The 12988-nt window shown below is 46.4% G+C and carries 16 protein-coding genes; 6 read left to right on the top strand and 10 right to left on the bottom strand.

What is annotated here, in order from left to right:
• Positions 1-11: 11 nt before the first annotated feature.
• Together ACYSNS_RS11465 and lgt are read right to left on the bottom strand one after the other, a co-directional pair.
• Positions 12-1103, bottom strand: coding sequence for a class I SAM-dependent methyltransferase (locus ACYSNS_RS11465; RefSeq protein WP_461723298.1), 1092 nt, complete (start codon positions 1101-1103; stop codon positions 12-14).
• A gap of 9 nt (positions 1104-1112) precedes the next feature.
• A complete protein-coding gene (gene lgt, locus ACYSNS_RS11460; protein WP_461723297.1) occupies positions 1113-1988 on the bottom strand; it encodes a prolipoprotein diacylglyceryl transferase in 876 nt (291 codons plus the stop codon).
• A gap of 215 nt (positions 1989-2203) precedes the next feature.
• Here lgt and ACYSNS_RS11455 point away from each other — a divergent pair, with 215 nt between their 5' ends.
• The 3 genes from ACYSNS_RS11455 (at position 2204) to ACYSNS_RS11445 (ending at position 3700) form a co-directional block, all read left to right on the top strand.
• Positions 2204-2503 carry an accessory factor UbiK family protein gene (locus ACYSNS_RS11455; RefSeq protein WP_461723296.1) on the top strand — a complete coding sequence of 100 codons (300 nt, stop codon included), beginning with the start codon at positions 2204-2206 and terminating at the stop codon, positions 2501-2503.
• Positions 2504-2857: 354 nt separating this feature from the next.
• Positions 2858-3358, top strand: coding sequence for a type III secretion system chaperone family protein (locus tag ACYSNS_RS11450; protein ID WP_461723372.1), 501 nt, complete (start codon positions 2858-2860; stop codon positions 3356-3358).
• Positions 3359-3361: 3 nt separating this feature from the next.
• A complete protein-coding gene (locus ACYSNS_RS11445) occupies positions 3362-3700 on the top strand; it encodes a tRNA-binding protein (protein ID WP_461723295.1) in 339 nt (112 codons plus the stop codon).
• 379 nt (positions 3701-4079) lie between these two features.
• Here the strand turns inward: ACYSNS_RS11445 and ACYSNS_RS11440 are convergent, their stop codons facing one another.
• The 3 genes from ACYSNS_RS11440 to ACYSNS_RS11430 all read right to left on the bottom strand — a co-directional run bounded on the left by ACYSNS_RS11440 (position 4080) and on the right by ACYSNS_RS11430 (position 6491).
• Positions 4080-4265, bottom strand: a complete 186-nt coding sequence (locus ACYSNS_RS11440) for a DUF3008 family protein (protein ID WP_461723294.1) — start codon at positions 4263-4265, stop codon at positions 4080-4082.
• A gap of 172 nt (positions 4266-4437) precedes the next feature.
• Complete coding sequence (locus tag ACYSNS_RS11435; protein ID WP_461723293.1) at positions 4438-5778, bottom strand: ATP-binding protein; 1341 nt, start codon at positions 5776-5778, stop codon at positions 4438-4440.
• Between the two features lie 8 nt (positions 5779-5786).
• A complete protein-coding gene (locus tag ACYSNS_RS11430) occupies positions 5787-6491 on the bottom strand; it encodes a response regulator (protein WP_461723292.1) in 705 nt (234 codons plus the stop codon).
• Between the two features lie 207 nt (positions 6492-6698).
• Here ACYSNS_RS11430 and ACYSNS_RS11425 point away from each other — a divergent pair, with 207 nt between their 5' ends.
• Entirely contained in the window at positions 6699-7343 is a 645-nt protein-coding gene (locus tag ACYSNS_RS11425; protein WP_461723291.1) for an MBL fold metallo-hydrolase, read from the top strand.
• A 24-nt stretch (positions 7344-7367) separates the two neighbouring features.
• Here the strand turns inward: ACYSNS_RS11425 and modB are convergent, their stop codons facing one another.
• Together modB and modA are read right to left on the bottom strand one after the other, a co-directional pair.
• Complete coding sequence (gene modB, locus ACYSNS_RS11420) at positions 7368-8075, bottom strand: molybdate ABC transporter permease subunit (RefSeq protein ID WP_461723290.1); 708 nt, start codon at positions 8073-8075, stop codon at positions 7368-7370.
• Positions 8076-8795, bottom strand: coding sequence for a molybdate ABC transporter substrate-binding protein (modA, locus tag ACYSNS_RS11415; protein WP_461723289.1), 720 nt, complete (start codon positions 8793-8795; stop codon positions 8076-8078).
• Positions 8796-8890: 95 nt separating this feature from the next.
• Between modA and ACYSNS_RS11410 the strand changes: the two genes are divergently transcribed.
• Complete coding sequence (locus ACYSNS_RS11410; protein WP_461723288.1) at positions 8891-9757, top strand: ABC transporter ATP-binding protein; 867 nt, start codon at positions 8891-8893, stop codon at positions 9755-9757.
• An 11-nt stretch (positions 9758-9768) separates the two neighbouring features.
• Here ACYSNS_RS11410 and modD read toward each other — a convergent pair whose 3' ends face one another.
• From modD to ACYSNS_RS11395, 3 genes are all read right to left on the bottom strand, one after another.
• On the bottom strand, positions 9769-10617 hold the full coding sequence (gene modD, locus ACYSNS_RS11405) for a ModD protein (protein WP_461723287.1): 849 nt from the start codon (positions 10615-10617) through the stop codon (positions 9769-9771).
• 141 nt (positions 10618-10758) lie between these two features.
• Positions 10759-11205, bottom strand: coding sequence for a BA14K family protein (locus ACYSNS_RS11400; RefSeq protein WP_461723286.1), 447 nt, complete (start codon positions 11203-11205; stop codon positions 10759-10761).
• 195 nt (positions 11206-11400) lie between these two features.
• A complete protein-coding gene (locus ACYSNS_RS11395) occupies positions 11401-11616 on the bottom strand; it encodes a cold-shock protein (protein WP_461723285.1) in 216 nt (71 codons plus the stop codon).
• A gap of 306 nt (positions 11617-11922) precedes the next feature.
• Between ACYSNS_RS11395 and ACYSNS_RS11390 the strand changes: the two genes are divergently transcribed.
• Positions 11923-12306, top strand: a complete 384-nt coding sequence (locus ACYSNS_RS11390) for a Kazal-type serine protease inhibitor domain-containing protein (protein ID WP_461723284.1) — start codon at positions 11923-11925, stop codon at positions 12304-12306.
• Positions 12307-12988 lie beyond the last annotated feature (682 nt).

Below are 12988 nucleotides of genomic sequence, written 5' to 3'. Positions count from 1 at the left end.
AATCGCATAGGCTAGTGCGGAGTTGAAAACACCGGATGTAGTCCTGTTTCCTGATCACTTAATGCCAGTACTTTGAAAAGCTGCCCCATATGTTGGGGGGAAGCCAAACGTTCCACTTCGCTACGAAGCCGTTCCTGAACATCCGCGTTCTTATTTGCACCCAGTTGGCCAGCTCTTTCGACCAGTCCCATGTTTAATAGGAACTCGCCTTGTGGCACGATAGCAGCTAGACAATTTTGCTTTCGTGCGACTGCCTGTAATGAGGTGAAATCAACATGACTGGTCAAATCGTGCAAGCCAGGTGCATCGAAAATATCTCTATATTCATGTTTCGACATTGCCTGCAAAGTGTCACCATAGGGCAGATCGCCAGCACCATAATCGATCAGCAAGGCACATCCGCGGGTATTCGCAAGCCGTTTGGCAACCAGTTCCACGAGCTGGTTTCTTAATGGAGCGACTTCCAGGATGCTTTCATCTTCCAGATTTTTATATTTGGTCGGCAGATTCTGGTCGTCGAGAGTATGCTCGCCGATGATGAACATAAAACCATTGTCATCATCCAATGAGATCAGGCGTTCGTGCCATTTGTTATTGTGTTTCACAAATTGCTGGATCGGTATGGCGTCCAAGAGTTCATTTGCTATCAAGATCAACGGGCCGTTTGCAATCTGATCAAAGGTTGTTACCCATTCTATTTTGCAAGAGTGGTGAGCAAGGCGTTGTTTTTGTTCGCACGTCAGGCGATCGCTGGTTTCTACCATAAAGATATGGGCGCTTTCAAAACACTGTGGTGACAGTTTTTGAAGTGTGCGCAAAACATCATCCATCAGAGTGCCCCGACCGGGCCCCATCTCGCTCAAAATGAATGTTTCAGGCGCGTCCAGCATCTGCCAAGTCGACACAACCCAGATTCCTATTAATTCACCGAACATCTGACTGATGTCAGGCGCAGTGATGAAATCTCCATCCAGGCCGAAAGGCGGTTCGGTCTGGTAATAACCCGCGTCGGGGTCACCCAACGCCATGGTCATGAAATGATCGACGGTCAAAGGGCCGTTTGCTTTAATGATATGCCGGATTCTATCTTTTAAATCGGACATTTGGAGATTTTAAATTTTGGCAACAGGAATTGTATTTTTCGCTATTTTGTTTGCCCGGAAAATTGCGAAAATTCCAAATAGTACCATTGGTAACGACAACGCCATGCCGTAGGTAAAACCGGTCGAGTGAAACAAAGTGCTAAACCATTGTGGATCCTCTCCCGGTACGCGGAAGAGTTCTGAAATCATTCTTGCCAGCCCGTATCCCATGATGAATGTACCCGATACGATGCCGGGCTTGCGCAATGCTTTGAAGCCGAAGATAAGAATTGCCAGAATAATGAACAGGATGAGGCCTTCCATTGCCGCTTCATATAATTGACTGGGATGACGGGGGAGATACTCAGGATCGTTTGGAAAGCATACTGCCCAAGCGACATCGGTTACATTGCCCCATAATTCCTGATTGATAAAATTGCATATACGAACGAGCCCGAGGCCAACCGGAACGCCGGCTGCCACCGTATCAAAGGTTGTCCAAATACCAATTCCATTCTTTCGGGCAAATAGCACCATAGCAATAATTGTGCCGATCAAACCGCCATGAAATGCCATACCGCCGTCCCAAACGGCAATGATTTCGGCTGGATGATTGAAGTAATATTGCGGGTCCCAGACCAATACTTGTCCGAGTCTGCCACCGACGACCACACCGATTGCAGCCCACACGACAAAATCGCCCAGTTTTTCTGCGGCCATTGGCGGTTGTGCGTTATGCCATAACGATTTCCGTTTCAGTAGGAAAACGCCGTACCACCAAGCAAATAGAATACCGACAACATAGCCTAATCCATACCAATGGAGCGAGATTGGGCCAACTTGAGCAATAACAGGATGGAGGAAATCTGGAAATGCTATAGCTGGGCAGACAGGTAAATCATTCATGGTAAAAGTATCTTTATCCTGTTTTTATGCGGAACATGAACGAGGAATGTGTTCGGGTCAAGTCATGCAATTTGACGGACAAATGATAACGATGCTGGTGGAACCAAACAATAGATAAATGTTTTATATGAAGTGTCTTACAAAAGCGGTAACACTTTTCCACCAAAATGTTCTATATAAGAAGCTATTGAACGTAATTTATAAGGATAGGCCAGATGAGTAACGGACCGAACCGGGTTCTTGATGAACTAGCAAAGTTGATGACAGATGCTGCTGGTGCTGCGCAAGGCGTGCGTCGGGAAGCAGAGACCGCATTTAGAGCCCAAGCCGAGAGGGTGTTGAATAAACTGGATCTCGTCCAGCGTGAAGAGTTCGAAGTTGTCAAAGAAATGGCGGTAAAAGCACGCGCTGAAGTTGCGGAACTCAAAAATCGTCTCGATGCGATGGATAAGTCAACCAGTGCGAAAGCAAAAACCACCACAACGGCCGCCTCGAAGGATCAAGGTAAAAAATAATCCCCAGTTTTTCCTGACTGTGAATAAGTCGGAAAAAATCCTTAATCCAGAGTCTGTTACAACGGATCGTGAATCTATTTTCGGTCTGTTTTTTTATGGTTGGTGTTTTTTTTTGAAACAGGGGGCTGGCACTCTGACTCTGGATCAATACACTGAAAATACTTGATGATTCGTATTCAACCCATCAAGTCGGTCGCAGTGGGAAATTTGGTGTGCGTTTTCCAATCACTCTGCGCGGATCAGTGTTTTAATGCGTTTACAATTCAATGCGGGCAGGTGGACGATGGCGGCGACGCTATGGTGGATCTTGCTTTGTGTGGCGATTGGGACGTGCTTTGGAATTGGGGAATAAAAATGAGGCTTGCCTTCGGCAACACGGAACGAGACGCACATCCGGTCGATCTGATCGAGCAGATTGCCTATGGGCATGACTGGACATTTGAGCGTACGGCAGAAGATGAAATCAGTGTATGCGTCGAGGGCCGTTGGGCAGATTACCATATCGCTTTCTCTTGGATGGAAGATCATGAGGCGTTGCATCTCGCTTGCGCGTTTGATTTGAGCGTTGCTCAGAACCGGTATGCAGAAATGCACAGGCTGCTTCTTGCGATCAATGAAAAATTGCTTATGGGCCATTTTGATTTTTGGCAGACTTCAGGTAGCGTCATTTATCGGCAGGCATTGCTTTTAGCGGGCGGGCTGCATCCATCTGATGCGCAGGTAGAAACATTGTTGATCAATGCATTGGAAATATGCGAAAGTCATTATTGCGCATTTCAAATGGTTGCCTGGTCGGGTGCACCGGCAAGGCAGGCCCTTCAATATGCGCTGTTCGAAACAATTGGAAGTGCTTGAGCTATGACAGACATTAGCTTCGATGAATTTTTAAAGGTTGATATCCGAGTAGGTACCATCATCGAAGCGGAGGCTTTCCCCGAAGCACGTAAGCCAGCGTTTAAGCTTAAAATCGACTTCGGCAACGAGATCGGTATTAAAAAATCTTCTGCCCAAATTACTCTGCATTATAATCTGGAAGAATTGGTGGGCAGGCAGGTTATGGCGGTCGTTAATTTCCCACCGAGGCAGATAGGTCCGTTTATGTCTGAAGTATTGACACTAGGCGTTCCCGACGGAAATGGTGATGTTGTATTGTTGGCACCGACAAAGAACGTTCCTTTGGGCGGCCGTATGTTTTGAAAAGCCAATCGTTTTGCCGCTGTTATTCAGCCGCGATAAGACTACCGTCCCTCTGGATGGATCCTGTGTTTTATAGTTTTCACTCCGAAAATATGCATCACCAGGGTGCAGGATAAAAAAGTCAGTTCTTAGAACAAAAACCATCTGCGCGTATTCGGCAGCAATGCATTTCTGTTTCTATTTTGGTGGATGCCATATCACTCAATAGACTGCATGAAATGCGTGGTTCGGTTTTTCGGAAATGCGATACAAATTGTAAAATTTGCATTTTCAATGATTATAGTCACTGGAGTTCGCATCTGCATTGCTGCATAAGCCTAACAGATATCAAACCCTCAATATGCATAACAATCGCGCAAACGCGACCTGTTGGCGAAGTCTAAGCGTTTTTTCTGTCCGGTAAAGTAGACGTTTTCGTGGAGGCAAGTTCTTTCAACGTGTTCTCTCCCATCGTCTTTTCCATAGTTTTCGAGGCACCTTTCAGTTTTGATTTTGGCTGTTTACCTCTTTTTGCCGCCAAAGCCGCGCCTGCGGCTTTTTGTTGCGCTTTTGATTTTGCCTGCATGATAGGCCTCCTTTCACATGAAATGCAGAAAGCTAGACAAGGTTGCCATATTGCATGAGATTATGCTTGTGATATCGCATAACCGGCAAAGCATGCATATTGGAGTATCTCGAGACAAGGCGAATAACCTTGTAAGAATTTATCGGTAAGATTTGTTTCGACGAGTTGGAATCTAGAGCGGAATCTCGACAATAACACGTAAGCCACCCATAGGGCTCTGGTCTAGACCAATATTACCGCCATGGCTTCGTGCGATATCTTGCGCGATAGAAAGACCTAGACCCGTACCACTCGCATCCTGATTGCGTGCCTCATCAAGGCGAAAGAATGGCTTAAACACTTCCTCACGCATGGCAATCGGAATACCCGGACCGTCATCATCAACCAAGATGAGCAGTTCACCTGCATCATGTCTGATTGAAACCTCGACATTTTTTGCATAACGAAATGCGTTGGAGACAAGATTGCCGACAAGGCGTGAGAATGCCCTTGGCCGTAATTGCACGACGGCGGCACCTTCAATTTTGAAGGTGAACCCGCGATCACGCAATTCAGCGTCTTCTGCAAGTTTATGCATCAGCAACGCAAGATCAAGCGTACCGATATCCTCAGGACCTTCGCCGCGGGCAAAAGCCAGATAGCCCTCCAGCATATTCTGCATGTCTGAAATATCCTGTTCCAAAGGTCCGGTATCGAATGAACCGCCCGCCAGAGCCAGTTGCAGCTTGAAGCGTGTCAATATGGTGCGCAGATCATGGCTAACGCCGGAAAGCATCATAGTTCGCTGCTCAATCTGTCGTTCTATGCGTTCCCTCATGCGTAAAAATGCCATGCCAGCGCGCCGCACTTCTTCGGCACCGCGCGGTTCAAACCCTTCCGGCAATGGTCGCCCACGCCCAAAACTTTCTGCTGCGGCTGCCAATTGCTGTATCGGTTTGATCTGATTGCGTAGAAAGAAAATCGCAATAATTAGAAGCACAAGTGCAGTACCAATCATCCAGCTGAGGAAAATGCCCGTATTGGATGCGTAAGCTTGCGAACGCATAGCAAAGACGCGAAGCACATTATTGTCCAGTCTAATACGAATTTCAACCAGATCGGAATCACCGACCGTATCGATCCAGAAAGGTCGATTGATCTGTCGTGTGATCTCTTCACTAAGGAAATAATCCAAGATTGCGAAAAAAGGCTTAGGGCCGGGCGGGGGGAGTGGATCTGGCGGCAATATCGAGATATTCAAGCCCATGCGTTGTTGTGCAATACGCGTGATATTGTCGTAGTTATCGTTTTGGGGATAGGTTTCAATAATATCGATAATGGCCGAAATATCACGCACAACAGCGGTCGATAGCCGCTCTGTGACCATCTGCCAATGGCGCTCCATGAAGACATATGCAATTACCGACTGTAGCAGCACCATAGGAGCGATGATGATAATCAACGAACGCGCATAGAGACGCTTCGGCATCTTCCTTGCCAGCCAACGCCCAAAACTGCTCACCGGCCCGGCCATTTATCCGCCTATTCGATTGACAATTTGTAGCCGATCCCGCGAACGGTCTGAAGCCACACTGGATTGGCTGGGTCATTCTCGATCTTGCGACGCAACCGGTTTATCTGCACGTCAATAGTCCGTTCTCCTACTTCACCTTCACCGGCGGCAAGCTCATGACGTGGAATCGTATCACCGGCATGTTCGGTAAAGATCACCATGATTTCCTGTTCACGGTCTGTCAGTTTGATAACCTCTCCGGCTTTTTTTAATTCGCGTCGCGGAATGGAGAAAGTATAAGGTCCGAACACCACCTGTTCTATTTTGGGCTGCCCCGGAGTTGCGCCACGGCGCAAGATTGCGTTAATCCGCAACAATAGTTCCCTCGGGTCGAATGGCTTTGGTAGATAATCGTCGGCACCTGCTTCTAACCCATCAATACGGTTGTCCGTCTCCGAAAGAGCTGTGAGCATGAGTATGGGAACAGTTTTCGTTTCACGCAGTGATCGGGTGAGGGAAATGCCATTTTCGCCCGGCATCATGACATCTACAATCAGCATATCGAAATCAAGGCCCAATAATTGCCGTCGGGCTTCGTCAGCACTTGCAGCGACAGAGACACGAAAACCGTTCTTGACCAAGAATTGTGAGAGCAGTCCACGAATACGGGTATCATCATCGATCACCAAAAGGTGTGGTGCATCGTCTGAGAATGTAGGAGTATGTTCCGTCATGGTAAGATAAGCCCGATAAAAACGTCAGTGTATCTAAAGGAGTGCCACCTGTCGAGGCGATCTCCATCGTTTATAGACCAATAAACACGGCAAAATATTGTACAACAAGAAGCTTTGCTTTTTTTGGCTTGAAATATCATGATAATTCGAGATTCGGCGGACGATTTTACCCGTTTTTCGTATTGTTTTATCCCTAAAGGAGACATTATGGGCAAACTAAAAGCGCATATCATACCGGTTACGCCATTTCAGCAAAATTGCACATTGCTTTTTGATGAGCAAAGCAGGGAAGGCGTTCTGGTGGATCCAGGTGGTGAGTGGCCGCGGATCGCTAACGAAATTGAAAAAGCAGGCGTAACAGTGAAGGCAATATGGATCACACACGGGCATATTGATCATGTTGGCGCAGCCATGCAAGCGAAGGAAGCGCTTGGTGTACAAATCATTGGTTCACATCACGATGATAAACCGCTGATGGATACGCTGGAGGAAAAAGCCATCGACTATCGCTTGCCGGATGTCCGCAATTGTACGCCTGACCGGTGGCTTAGCGATGGTGATGTTGTCGATTGTGCCGGCCACGCATTTCAGGTTTTTCATACACCGGGCCATGCGCCAGGTCATGTGATTTATTATAATGCGCCAGCCAAATTTGCACTTTTGGGCGATGTCCTGTTTCATGGTTCTATCGGCCGCACAGATTTTCCATTTTGTAACCATGACGATCTTATGCGTTCAATTAAGGAAAAGGTTTTGCCACTGGGTGATGATGTCGGCTTTATTTGTGGACATGGACCCGGCAGTAGCATCGGTGATGAACGTAGAAACAATCCATTCATTCAAGGTTTGTGATGCGTTATCATAAACTGACAGCACCTAAATCAAATCCGGGCTTTTTGCAGAGAATCGGCGCAGAAGAATAAAGACACCCATAGAAACCACGGCTAAGGCCAAGGACAAGGCCATGGCGCGGTCATATTCGGTGTTAAAAACCGCGTTATAAATTTCGAGCGATATGGTGTTGGTCTTACCTATGATGTTGCCACCAAGCATCAAGGTTATGCCAACTTCACCAATGGCTCTGGCTGTGCCCAAAATCAGGCTGGCGATGAAGATGCCTTTAATATTGGGCAGGATAATTCTGAGAAAACCTGTCCATTCATTATGGCCTAAAGTGCGCGATGCTTCCAACAGGTTTTTCGGCAAAGCCCGAATGGCAGATTCGACGGGTTTAACAACGAGTGGCAAGCCGGCAATAACGGATGCAAGGATGACACCTTCTACGGTAAATACAAAACTCAAACCCAGACCTTGATCTAGCCACTCAGCCAAAAAGCTGCGGCGACCCAACAAAATCAGCAGAAAAAAGCCAAGTGCCATAGGTGGAAATACCAAGGGCAATGTTACTACAATATCAAGGAGCGTTCGGCCTGGCCAATGCGGTTGCGCCAACGCCCATCCCAAACCTGCACCAAGCACCATGTGGATGATAAATGTTGTCAAGACCACTTTGATAGTCAGCCATGCTGGCTCAAGCAAAGCTGGATCGCACAAGATCGAGAGAAGCGTTTGTGCGTGGATCATTTATAAACCGTAGCGGGTAAGGATGTCTTTGGCAGTCTGCGTTTGCAGAAAATCGATAAAGGCATTGACCGTTTTCTTATCACCGCGTTCGGTTATCAACCCACAAGCAATTTTGATGGCATCATAATCTCGTGTTGAAACAACTATGAAACCGCCAATTTTATCGCCCGCACTCATGGCATCGGTAGCATTGACAAAACCGGCATCAAGATCGCCGCTCACAAGATAACTTGTGACTTGTGGAACACTGGCAACTGGCACAAGCTTGCCATCGACCTTATCAGCAAGCTGGCTACGATCCAGAAATTGCCTTCCGGCCATGCCATAAATGGCATTTTTTTGGTCGGGAATGCCAATGCGCTTGAATTCGTCTTTTACGATATCACTTGGATTATCCAGCGTCAGACCTTTTCGAAAAGCTAGGACCAAACGTCCGGGGCCAAGATCAAGCATGGATTGAAACTCTAAACCGGAATGATCCAGCACGCTTTTGTCACCACATAGAAGGGCAATGTCGTTGCTCTCTTTTGCCTGTGAAACTATTTGGCCCATATGACCATAAACTTGATAAACCTTGTCTTGATGATTTTTTTCATAAACGGTCACAAGCTCGGTTAAGGGCTTGCGATAACCACCGGCTGCGGCAATGGTTATTTCACCTGAAAATGCAGGCACTGCCATGGAAGTCATCAGAATGGTAAGCAAGGAAAGTTTCAGCATTGGCTTTGTCCCTTTAATTGCGCATTTTAAGCTTGCCGTTGCGCTATAACATGGCTAAAAATCGTTGTATAGTTTCGCTTTATAACGGTTGATATATGGACCATAGTTTTATCGATCTGTCCTTATCCAAAGCGCTGCATGGTTCGGGTGGTGTTTTTCAACTCGAGATCAGGTTGGAGGTTGAAAACGGCTGTTTTCTGGGGGTTCGGGGACCATCGGGTGCAGGAAAAACAACACTTTTGCGTATGATTTCCGGTTTGAGCAAGCCTGAATCCGGTTTTATACGAATTGGACGAGATTGTTGGTTTGATAGTCAAACCAAGAAAAATCTCAAGGTGCAGAAGCGCAATATCGGTTTGGTGTTTCAGGATTTTGCACTTTTTCCCAACATGACTGTGGCAGGGCAATTGCGATATGCCATGGCAAAGAAAACCGATAAAAATAGAATTTTCGAGTATCTCGATTTGGTTGGATTGGCACAATTGGGGAGAGCCTATCCAAGCCAACTTTCAGGTGGCCAAAAACAGCGGCTTGCCCTTATCCGTACATTGGCACGCAAACCAGATATTTTGTTGCTTGATGAGCCCTTGGCTTCACTCGATCCGGAAATGAGAGAGCATTTGCAGGAAGAGATATTACGGCTACACCGTATTTTCAATTTGACCACCATTATGGTGAGCCATGATGCAACCGAGCTATTACGTTTGTGTGATCGGATTATTGAAGTTGATAAAGGACAAATAACTAGCGATTATGCGGTTGGCTCTGCCAATATGATGAAACAAGAAAATGCTTTGAACTGTTTGGAAGGTTACTTCCTTTCATATGACCCATCTGGGGCGTGGATTATTGTTGAAATCAATGGACGCCCATGCCGTATCAAAACGCCACAATCGTTTGCTCGTATAGATAAAGGTCAAAAGATCAACTTTTCAGCTAATCAGCTTTGCTTTCAACAATAACAAAGCAGCAATTATCGCCCTTGGTTTATCGCAACTTTTATATCGCAGGGTGACGCATAATAGGGTTGCGACGTTACCAAAATATCAGCACCAGCTCTTGCATAGCTTTCTGCATTATTTTCGTTAATACCGCCTGCTGCTGAAACAAGCGTCGAAAGGTTTTTAGATGATAAAAGCTTTTTCAAGCCGCTAATATCTTCCGATGAAACCTTATCCATCTGGACAATATCGGCGCCCGCTTGCGCAAAAATAATCGCTTCATCAACCGTATCGGCTTCAACTGCCAACTTTCTTTCTGGGGCTGAATGTTTCAATTGTGAGAAAACATCAATCAGCTTTACGCCTTGGGGCAAAAGAACTCGATGTTGGTCGAAAACCAAAACAAAATCGGAAAGCCCCAACCGGTGGGGCGACGCACCCGCAACGCAAACGGCTTTCAAGCATGCAGCTTTGACACCGGGCATATGTTTGCGTGTGCAAGTGACATGGCAGTTTGGATTGCCTTTTTGGGCCGCCTGAACGATTTTATTTGTTCGCGTAGAAATGCCGGATAAAACTTCCATCAGGGTTTGGCCAAGCTTATAGCTGCGGTGGATAGCGCCCGCTTTGCCTTTGATACTTAAAACAATATCGCCAGCGTTACAACGATCGCCGCTAGTCATATGTAGCTGAACATGGGCGCCTGACAATTCGCTTAATCTTGCAGCTTCTTCCACACCGCACAGCACCATGGAACCACGTGCGAAAAAATCGGCCGTTGCATCGACATGGCTTATACCTAAACCGTTGGTCGTGATATCATCAAAAGGGCAATCATCTTTCAGCATTGACATTAATGTGTTGTCGTCAAGGCAGAACATGGACGTGGCTCCCCGATTAACTAATGGTGTATTTTTCAATACGTTCCAGCATGTGTATTTGCCAATCATAGCGTAATGGATGGCACTATAAACAAAAAGCCCTGTAGTAAACAGGGCTATTCATTTTTCTATCTGGATCGCTTAATTGGCGTTACAGAAATGGTCCATACCATCGTAACCGCGATACGTACCGGTCTGTGGGTTGAATGAACGATACTTGCTAGAGCAATATTGATGCCATGCAGGTGTCCAAGGTTGGTAAACCGGACGATAGGCAGCAGGTGCTGGCGGATAATAAGCCGGTGCAGCAGGATAATAGGCAGGGGGCGGAGGCGGTGGTGCCTGATAGATAACTTGCGGCTGCGCAGGTTGTGACAAAGCACTCCCGATGATAGCTCCTGCTGCAAGACCAACTACGCCTGCTGCGACAGCATTGCCATTACCGCGGTGATGGCGGTGGTGGTCATAATAACGTGGCCCGTCCCAACGATCATAATAGCGATCGCGTGCTGATGCACCTACAATCGGCGCGATAAGTGTAGCAGCGGCTACCGTTGAAAGTACCGCCATTTTCGTAAACTTGTTCATGGCGTAACTCCTTTGAATGTGTTTCGTTAGCAGCGATTTTAACCGTTGCTTGCTGAACCCAAACTGAACACGCCTTGTGTTTTTATTGTGGTAAATATGCTGTTAAGCATGTTTTTTCATCACATTGTGTAATGCGCTGAAATAAAAAAACCGGATCGAAGATCCGGTTTTCTCAATAGGATGTTGGTGGTCTAATCAGCCTATTACACTGATATTGACGGCTTTCGGGCCTTTGCCACGACGATCAGGTTCAGTGTCGAAAGAAACTTTCTGGGCATCATTCAAGCCTGTAAGGCCTGATGCCTGCACTGCCGAGATATGAACAAAGATATCAGCGCTGCCGTCATCGGGCTTAATGAAACCAAAACCTTTATCATTGTTGAAGAACTTTACTTCGCCGGTCTGAGCCATAGAATGTTTCCTTGTCTGGCCGCCTGTTAAACAGGCCTCATTTCAAAAAAACCGCATCACGCACCATACGCAAAACGGTACTATGCAGGCAGTTCTTGAAGTCTGGAAAGCACTCTATTTACCAGTTTTCACCGGCCCAAGACTTATAGCGGCCATGGTACGCCTGTTAACGGTCTTCCAATGTTCGTAAAATGCCCGAACAATTTGAGATTGCTTTAAAAACGAGATTTTGGCAAGTCCTTTCTTGGTTTTATTCTTGTCAGATGTTGCTGCACTTCTATCTGTACCATCTGACAGGAGGTTTAAATGCGAACTTTGACATCTATATCCATCACATTTTCAGCACTGCTCATGATAGCAGGCTGTGTCACAAAGGCCGATAATCAACCCGACCGAACACCAAAAGTATGTCCGCTCCTTTATCAACCGGTCTGTGGTATCAAGGGTGCAGCAACAGCTAATTTTTCCAATCCGTGCGAGGCAAAACGTGCAGGCTACAGTGTTATGGCACAAGGACAGTGCCGTTCAGTCGACACGCCTGCAGGAACAGTAGCAACAGTGCCATCCAAAGCTTGTACGCGAGAATATCGCCCTGTTTGTGCTTCAAATGGTAAAATATGGAAAAGCTTTTCAAACGGTTGCATGGCTGAGGCTTCCGGCTATCGAGTGAAAAAGCCTGGAAATTGTTAAATGTCACAACTATGGGCGTCGGGTTCTAATGTTTTGGACAAACAGAGGAGCTTCAATAAAACCTGCCTTGCCGGCTGCTGCAAATCAGAATGAAGCTTTTATGGAAAATTAAAGGATCAACGATCTCGCTATAACTACTTTTAAGTCCGAAGAACTTGGTTCAAAATGGTCGCCACGTAAAGGCACCATATAAATGGCCGCAGCTGCTTGCTGAAGAAACAGTAGCTGCAGTATTTATATGCTTCTATTGCAAGGCCTAGGGTCAGGACTTATTCATTTGAATGATATGGCAAAATAGAGCGCTTTTCGACCTGATGCTATCAGGCCGGCGCGTCTCAAGCTTTTGATTTGTCGCGGTATCTTATCCGATTGACGATTTACATCAATCGGGAACCGCTCTAAACAGCAAAGAGATGCACGAAGGAAAGCGAAAGCCAAGTGGTATAGTTAGGTATGAGCTTTCCTAACATGCACATCGAAGCTATTTTTGTGTGCCTTCGGGATATGGTCAATTTTGCTGAAATTCAAGTCGAAGCCCCTTGAAGATATTCATATTTCCTTTGGCTCTTCCCCTCGTTCTCAACAAAATTTCCTCATACCATTTCGTTCAATTGAATAGGTCCTGACCCTAAAGCGAATCCGTTTTTGATTGAGGCATGGATACACTCTAACTCTCTGTTTT

The sequence above is a fragment of the Bartonella sp. LJL80 genome, assembly GCF_054871565.1.
This window is presented reverse-complemented; position numbering and strand designations above follow the sequence as displayed.

Excerpts from the sequence above, each read along its gene's own strand:
- ACYSNS_RS11465 (WP_461723298.1), bottom strand. The coding sequence starts at position 1,103 with ATGTCCGATTTAAAAGATAGAATCCGGCATATCATTAAAGCAAACGGC.
- lgt (WP_461723297.1), bottom strand. The coding sequence starts at position 1,988 with ATGAATGATTTACCTGTCTGCCCAGCTATAGCATTTCCAGATTTCCTC.
- ACYSNS_RS11455 (WP_461723296.1), top strand. The coding sequence starts at position 2,204 with ATGAGTAACGGACCGAACCGGGTTCTTGATGAACTAGCAAAGTTGATG.
- ACYSNS_RS11450 (WP_461723372.1), top strand. The coding sequence starts at position 2,858 with ATGAGGCTTGCCTTCGGCAACACGGAACGAGACGCACATCCGGTCGAT.
- ACYSNS_RS11445 (WP_461723295.1), top strand. The coding sequence starts at position 3,362 with ATGACAGACATTAGCTTCGATGAATTTTTAAAGGTTGATATCCGAGTA.
- ACYSNS_RS11440 (WP_461723294.1), bottom strand. The coding sequence starts at position 4,265 with ATGCAGGCAAAATCAAAAGCGCAACAAAAAGCCGCAGGCGCGGCTTTG.
- ACYSNS_RS11435 (WP_461723293.1), bottom strand. The coding sequence starts at position 5,778 with ATGGCCGGGCCGGTGAGCAGTTTTGGGCGTTGGCTGGCAAGGAAGATG.
- ACYSNS_RS11430 (WP_461723292.1), bottom strand. The coding sequence starts at position 6,491 with ATGACGGAACATACTCCTACATTCTCAGACGATGCACCACACCTTTTG.
- ACYSNS_RS11425 (WP_461723291.1), top strand. The coding sequence starts at position 6,699 with ATGGGCAAACTAAAAGCGCATATCATACCGGTTACGCCATTTCAGCAA.
- modB (WP_461723290.1), bottom strand. The coding sequence starts at position 8,075 with ATGATCCACGCACAAACGCTTCTCTCGATCTTGTGCGATCCAGCTTTG.
- modA (WP_461723289.1), bottom strand. The coding sequence starts at position 8,795 with ATGCTGAAACTTTCCTTGCTTACCATTCTGATGACTTCCATGGCAGTG.
- ACYSNS_RS11410 (WP_461723288.1), top strand. The coding sequence starts at position 8,891 with ATGGACCATAGTTTTATCGATCTGTCCTTATCCAAAGCGCTGCATGGT.
- modD (WP_461723287.1), bottom strand. The coding sequence starts at position 10,617 with ATGTTCTGCCTTGACGACAACACATTAATGTCAATGCTGAAAGATGAT.
- ACYSNS_RS11400 (WP_461723286.1), bottom strand. The coding sequence starts at position 11,205 with ATGAACAAGTTTACGAAAATGGCGGTACTTTCAACGGTAGCCGCTGCT.
- ACYSNS_RS11395 (WP_461723285.1), bottom strand. The coding sequence starts at position 11,616 with ATGGCTCAGACCGGCGAAGTAAAGTTCTTCAACAATGATAAAGGTTTT.
- ACYSNS_RS11390 (WP_461723284.1), top strand. The coding sequence starts at position 11,923 with ATGCGAACTTTGACATCTATATCCATCACATTTTCAGCACTGCTCATG.